The 6,000-nt window shown below is 55.1% G+C and carries 8 protein-coding genes; all 8 read left to right on the top strand.

The genetic code is table 11. From position 1 onward, the window contains the following. Nucleotides 1–494: 494 nt before the first annotated feature. The 8 genes from Q371_RS20080 to Q371_RS20045 all read left to right on the top strand — a co-directional run bounded on the left by Q371_RS20080 (nt 495) and on the right by Q371_RS20045 (nt 5,899). Nucleotides 495–986 carry a putative dsRNA-binding protein gene (locus Q371_RS20080; RefSeq protein ID WP_051964893.1) on the top strand — a complete coding sequence of 164 codons (492 nt, stop codon included), beginning with the start codon at nt 495–497 and terminating at the stop codon, nt 984–986. Further along, nucleotides 983–1,633 (top strand): HAD family hydrolase, encoded by a 651-nt coding sequence (locus Q371_RS20075; protein WP_034343909.1) that lies wholly within the window; start codon nt 983–985, stop codon nt 1,631–1,633. Before Q371_RS20080 ends, Q371_RS20075 begins: the two co-directional genes overlap by 4 nt. A 123-nt stretch (nt 1,634–1,756) precedes the next feature. Further along, on the top strand, nt 1,757–2,104 hold the full coding sequence (locus Q371_RS20070; RefSeq protein ID WP_034343907.1) for a YraN family protein: 348 nt from the start codon (nt 1,757–1,759) through the stop codon (nt 2,102–2,104). A 37-nt stretch (nt 2,105–2,141) separates the two neighbouring features. Continuing rightward, complete coding sequence (locus Q371_RS20065) at nt 2,142–2,357, top strand: hypothetical protein (RefSeq protein ID WP_034343906.1); 216 nt, start codon at nt 2,142–2,144, stop codon at nt 2,355–2,357. Nucleotides 2,358–2,644: 287 nt separating this feature from the next. Beyond that, complete coding sequence (locus tag Q371_RS20060; protein WP_211253868.1) at nt 2,645–3,037, top strand: ketosteroid isomerase-related protein; 393 nt, start codon at nt 2,645–2,647, stop codon at nt 3,035–3,037. Continuing rightward, nucleotides 3,034–3,627, top strand: coding sequence for a GNAT family N-acetyltransferase (locus Q371_RS20055; RefSeq protein WP_034343903.1), 594 nt, complete (start codon nt 3,034–3,036; stop codon nt 3,625–3,627). The genes Q371_RS20060 and Q371_RS20055 overlap by 4 nt, the downstream gene beginning before the upstream one ends. 50 nt (nt 3,628–3,677) lie before the next feature. Further along, entirely contained in the window at nt 3,678–4,556 is an 879-nt protein-coding gene (locus Q371_RS20050) for a carbon-nitrogen hydrolase family protein (RefSeq protein ID WP_034343923.1), read from the top strand. Continuing rightward, nucleotides 4,553–5,899, top strand: a complete 1,347-nt coding sequence (locus tag Q371_RS20045; RefSeq protein WP_034343900.1) for a M1 family metallopeptidase — start codon at nt 4,553–4,555, stop codon at nt 5,897–5,899. The genes Q371_RS20050 and Q371_RS20045 overlap by 4 nt, the downstream gene beginning before the upstream one ends. The last annotated feature ends 101 nt before the right edge of the window (nt 5,900–6,000 follow it).

Raw genomic sequence — 6,000 nt, 5'->3', positions numbered from 1 at the left:
AGGGCAAGACAGCACGCTGCGCCTTTCATCGCTTTGACCAAAGCCTTTTTTGTCCTCGGCATCTTCTCTGATTCCCAGGTCAACGCAAAGTCTGAAGTTTGGCAGGCCGACTGAGAAAGCGGTCAGCCGTCAGCCATCAGCGATCAGTGAAAAGCGGATCCAGAGGCTTTTGCTTTCGAGAGCAGCAAGACCAAAAGGCCAAGCTCCATCAGGTTTGGCAAGCTCAACCGACTGGAAGAAGACTTTCCTTCTGGCTGACGGCTGAACGCTGAGGGCTGACGGCTCTTTCTGTTTGCATCGCCCGAACAGCGACTTTGCATCTACCCTGCTCTGATTCCCCCGAAACATCCGTGCTATATTGAAAAACGCATAGAGTGCTTCTTGTGGCCCTCCACAAAAACCAGCTCTTTTTGCACGCCCTTCCAAAACTTCACAGGGGGCGTGCCTGATTTTCAGGCCCCATGCCTGAGCAAACTTCCCCAAAGAGGAACACCATGCAAAACCCCAAAGGCGACCTGATCGACTATTGTCGTGCCCAGAAACTCCGCAACCCCAAATTTGAAACCCGTGGAACCGGCCCCGAGCATGAACCCCTGTTCATCACCGATGTGATCATCAACGATGAAGTGCGGGCCACCGGACAGGGCTCCAGCAAACGCGAAAGCGAACGCACCGCCAGCCTCCTGGCCCTGGAATCCCTGACTGCACAATTTGGTGTTCTGAAAAGCAAAGAAGAACCCCGCAAACCCTCAGAGCGCCCTTTGCGCCTCGGGTACGCCGGAGGCAATGCAGAAGGACCTTACCCCATCTATGCCGATGTGCTGTCTCAGGCTCTGGTGGTGGCCAACACCCGCGTGGATGCCAACCGCCGTGGTCCAGAGAGCATCGACATGGTGCGCCGCCTGACCCTGGACCTGTATAAGGGTCTGCTGGAAGAACTCGGGGCGGTTGAACCTTCTCCAACGGTGGACGTCAAAGAAGCATGATTTCTTTCAAAGGTGTGCTCTTTGACATGGACGGTGTCCTCGTGGACAACAACCGTTTCCACCGTCAGGCATGGAAAGAAACCGCGCAGACCCTGCTCAACCTTGAATTGTCCGAGCACGATCTGGACACCAAAGTGGACGGAGGCCGCAACCCCGAGATTCAGGAACGCCTGACCGGTCAAAAGCCCACCCCCGAAGAAGCCCTACACCTGCACAACTTCAAAGAAGACCTGTACCGCAAAGCTGCCCACGGGAACATGCAGGAGGTCGCAGGTCTCAGTGCTTACCTGAAACTCCTCAGGGACGCTGGCATTCCTTATGCCATGGTCACCAGTGCAGACCGCATCAATGTGGAATTTGGTCTGACAGAACTCGGGCTTCAGGATGCTTTTCCCTTGCGCGTGATGGGTGAAGACGTCCAAAACGGCAAACCCCACCCCGAGCCTTACCTGAAAGGGGCGGCTTTGCTGGGCCTTGATCCAGCAGACTGTCTGGTGCACGAAGACGCCCTTTCTGGTGTGAAAAGTGGTGTGGCCTCTGGAGCACAGGTGTGTGCCCTGACCACCACCCAGACCCCTGAAAACCTGCGTGAAGCAGGGGCCAGATGGGTGGTCCAAGATTTTAGGGAGTGGATGGCATTGCTTTAAACAATTCAGGGCGCAGCACGCTGAGCCCCTAAAACCCCTTAAAAAGCTCCCGGCACTTCCCGAGCCTTTCCCTCCGTCAAACCCCTCTGCCAACTTCTGGCCCGGTCTCCTAAACTTGACCCCATGAAAGGTCAAGACGCGGAAGACCGGGCTTTGCAGCACCTGTTGCAGCAGGGGCATGTGTTGCTGGTGCGCAATTTTCGCATCCGGGGGGGCGAAATTGACCTGATCACCCGAGATCCAGCAGGCACCGTGGTCTTCACCGAGGTCAAACACCGCACAGGGACGGCGTTCGGGCATCCTCTGGAAACCATCACCTCCAGAAAAGGCCGACTGCTCTGGCGTGCGGCTTTGCGGTATCTGGGCCGGGACGATGTGGCCTGCCGTTTTGACGCCATTTCGATCACAGGCAAGGTGGATTCCGGTCCTCTGGAGCATTTCTGCGATGTCTTGCAAGATGCCGGGTTCTGAAGGGAACACCTGAAGGCAAAACCTCGTACTGTGGGATATGAAAAAGATGAACAACATGCAAATCGTGGGTCTGGTGATTGTGCTGCTCGTGCTGATTTTCTTCCTGCAGAACATCCTGGGATACGGTTCAAGGGCCTACATCAGCTTCCTGTTCATGCGGGGCAGTGTGCAAACCGGATGGTTGATTTTCAGTTGCTTGCTGATGGGAGGCATTGCCGGTTTCCTGCTGGGGCAATTTGGCCGTCGCAAGTAGCACCTGTTGGTCTGGGCCAGAGGCATCCCCTCTGGCTTTTTTGATGGTTTTGAATGATGTTTCTGATCAAGGCTTTTGAGCTTCAAATCTGATTGGCTTTCATTTTGCGTCTTTGTGTCTGGCTGTTCCCTAAAGCCAAAGCCTTTGGACGATCTTTTTGCTGAAAGCGGATGGCTGAACGCTGAACGCTTTTTTCGATGACATGCCAAAAGCAGGACTTTGTGGTGACCCTGTTTGTGTGTGCCTGATGCACGATTTGTGCTTTTCGATTGCATACAATGGGCTGCATGAGCCTGATCGAACAGTATTACGCTGCCTTCAATGCCCGCGACTGGGACGCCTTCTTTGATCTGGTGCATGATGACGTGCTCCACGACCTGAATCAGGGACCCAGAGAGGCGGGTCTCGACACCTTCAAAGCCTTCATGGACCGCATGAACCGCAGTTACAGCGAGCAGTTGCATGACATCCACGTGATGTACAGCGCAGATGGCAGCCGTGCTGCTGCCGAATACGTCGTGGATGGCACTTACCTTGCCGATGATGAGGGTCTGCCTCCTGCCACAGGCCAGACCTACTCTTTGCCCGGAGGGGCTTTCTTCGAGATCGAAAACGGCAAAATCCGCCGGATCACCAATTACTACAACCTGCAAGACTGGATCCGGCAGGTGAACCCTTGATAGAGCTGCAATCGGTCAGTGGCCCCGAGATTAAACGGGTGATTCCTGAACTGGCCCGGTTGCGCATCCGGGTGTTCCGCGACTTCCCTTACCTCTACGAAGGAAGCGCTGAATACGAAGCCAATTACTTGCAAACCTATCTGGATTGTCCTCGCAGCGTGATTGTGCTGGCCAGAGATGGAGACCGCATTGTGGGGGCGTCCAGTGCCCTGCCCATCGAAGACGAGATGGAGGAGATCAAAACCCCTTTTGTGCAGGCCGGTTTTGACCTCTCAGAGGTGTTTTACCTTGCGGAGTCGGTGCTTTTGCCGGAATACCGGGGTCAGGGCCTCGGGGTCAAGTTCTTTGAAGCCAGAGAACACCATGCCCACCAACTGGGCGGTTTCAGGCATGCGACGTTTTGCGCGGTAGAGCGGCCTCTGGACCATCCGTTAAAGCCCGCAGACCATGTGCCTCTGGATGGTTTCTGGACCAAGAGGGGCTACCACAAAAGGGAGGACCTGCACACCACCCTGTCGTGGCCAGACCTCGGAGAAAGTGAAGGCTCCCTCAAAAAGATGACCTTCTGGCTGAGGGAAATTCAGAAATAAACTTTTACACTCGAATGGAGGCATCTCCTCCTCGCAGAAAGGTCTTTGCATTGAAAGTTGCCCTTGCACAATATCCGGTCGGTTTCCTGTCCTCGTGGCAGGAATACACTGAAAAAATCTCCCACTGGGTGGACGAGGCCAGCACCGCAGGTGCAGACCTGCTGGTGTTCCCCGAGTACTCCAGCATGGAACTGGCTTCCCTGTTCACCGATGACGTCCGCGAAGATGTGACCAAGCAGATCGTGGAAATGCAAAGCCTGCTGCCTCAGGTGCAGGAACTCCACCGGACGCTGGCCCAGGAGCACGGGGTGTACATTCTGGCGGGAAGTTTCCCGGTGGACACCGGAGAAGGCATGGTCAACCGGGCCTACTTTTTCAATCCGCAAGGCCAGATGGACTTTCAGGACAAGTGCATCATGACCCGCTTTGAAAACGAGCAATGGGGGATTCAGGGTGGCGACCACCTGAAAATCTTTGAGACCCGCCACGGCAAAGTGGGCGTCCTGATCTGTTACGACAGTGAATTTCCGCTGCTGGCCCGTCAACTTACGGATGCAGGCGCAGATGTGCTGCTGGTCCCGAGTTGCACCGACACCATGAACGGGTTTTATCGGGTGCGGGTGGGCTCTCAGGCCCGTGCACTGGAAAACCAGTGCTTTGTGCTGCAGGCCCCTCTGGTGGGTGGGGCACCGTGGTCGGAAGCCATCGACATCAATCTGGGTCAGGCAGCAGTGTACACGCCTCCCGATTATGGTTTTCCGCCCAATGGCATTCTGACCGAAGGAGAACTCAATGCTCCGCAATGGCTGTACGCCAATCTGGACCTCAGTGCACTGCGGGAAGTGCGCCGGAATGGACAGGTGTTCAACACAAGGGACTGGCCCCACCAGCTTCCCGAGCGGACCCTCAAGGTGGTGGATTTCGCGTGAAACGGCTTTTCCCTCTGGTGTTTTTGATGGCTTCTGGTGCGATGGCTCAGGATGCCCTTTTCCCTGATTTTGGAACCTCCAAACTGGACGTGTTGCGTTACGATCTGGATTTGCAGGTGGATCCTGTGCAGAACAATTTGCAGGGCACGGCCAACCTGCAAATCAAAACCTCTTTTGGCCTGAAAGAAATCGTTCTGGACCTCTCTGAACGCCTGAAGGTGTCCAGTGTGACCCTGCAAGGCGAGGCGGTTTCTTTTGCTCAGGTGGGGAACAAACTCAAAATCGCCTCTCAGAAAACCCTGCCCAGAGAATTGACCCTGAACATTGCCTACTCTGGGAATCCCAGAGGCATTGCAGATCCCTCTGCGCCAGATTGGGAGTTGGGCTGGAGCCAGTCAGGTGACCTCACTTATGCGGTCAGTGAACCTGTGGGTTCGTTCACATGGTTTCCGGTCAACGATTACGTGCCAGACAAGGCCCTGTACACCTTCAAGGTGACGGTGCCCAAACCTTATGTGGCCGTGGCCAACGGACTCTTGACCGAAACACAAAACACGGGCAACAGCACCACCTACCTGTGGAACAGCCAGCATCCCATGGCCCCTTATCTGGCGACGGTCAGCGTGGGCCGTTACGACATCGAAAGCCTGAAAACCTCAAAAGGTTTGCCTGTGCTGAATTACTTCGCAGCAGGCACCTCCCAGAAAGCCCGAAACACCATGGCTCTGGCTCCAGAGATGATCGAGTACTTTGAAAGCATTCTGGGACCTTATCCTTTTGAGTCTTACGGTGGAATTGTGGTGAACACCGATCTGCCTTTTGCTCTGGAAAACCAGACCCGTCCGGTGTATGGCTCTGGGATTGCTGAGCTGGAATTTGTGGTGGCCCACGAACTGGCCCACCAGTGGTTCGGGAACAGCATCACCCCCAAAACATGGGCAGACATCTGGCTCAACGAAGGTTTCTCTTCGTATTTTCATGCCCTGTGGGTGAACCGCAAGATCACCAAAGTGGATGGTCTGGAAATCGACATGGCGATGTTGTACCGCCAGTTGCGACAGAAAGCCGGTGATGCCCTGACCGTCGAATCCCCAGAGGAACTGTTCGGAGATGGGGTGTATGACCGGGGTGCCGTGGCTTTGCATGTCCTGCGCAAACAACTCGGGGATGACCTGTTTTTCAGGACCGTGCGCACCTACGTCAGGCGGTACCAGCACAAAACCGCCAACACCGAAGATTTCCTTCGGATTGCCCGCATGGTGAGCGGTCAGCCTGCGGTCATTGACCAGTGGAGCAAAGACTGGATTTACGGTGAAGCTTTGCCTCCTTACCCGGGTCTGTAGGCATTGGTTTTTCAAGAAGGCGGGGGAGACCTCGCCTTTTTTGTGTATCGGGTGAATCCACAAAACACTGACCTCTGAAAGGTTCCTAAGCCATTTTGCTC

Origin of the sequence: Deinococcus misasensis DSM 22328 (genome assembly GCF_000745915.1) — a bacterium.
Classification (GTDB): Bacteria; Deinococcota; Deinococci; order Deinococcales; family Deinococcaceae; genus Deinococcus_C; species Deinococcus_C misasensis.
This window is presented reverse-complemented; position numbering and strand designations above follow the sequence as displayed.

What these genes read in the sequence shown, in the direction of transcription:
- Q371_RS20060 (WP_211253868.1), top strand. Translation starts at nt 2,645, where the DNA reads ATGAGCCTGATCGAACAGTATTACGCTGCCTTCAATGCCCGCGACTGG.
- Q371_RS20065 (WP_034343906.1), top strand. Translation starts at nt 2,142, where the DNA reads ATGAAAAAGATGAACAACATGCAAATCGTGGGTCTGGTGATTGTGCTG.
- Q371_RS20070 (WP_034343907.1), top strand. Translation starts at nt 1,757, where the DNA reads ATGAAAGGTCAAGACGCGGAAGACCGGGCTTTGCAGCACCTGTTGCAG.
- Q371_RS20080 (WP_051964893.1), top strand. Translation starts at nt 495, where the DNA reads ATGCAAAACCCCAAAGGCGACCTGATCGACTATTGTCGTGCCCAGAAA.
- Q371_RS20075 (WP_034343909.1), top strand. Translation starts at nt 983, where the DNA reads ATGATTTCTTTCAAAGGTGTGCTCTTTGACATGGACGGTGTCCTCGTG.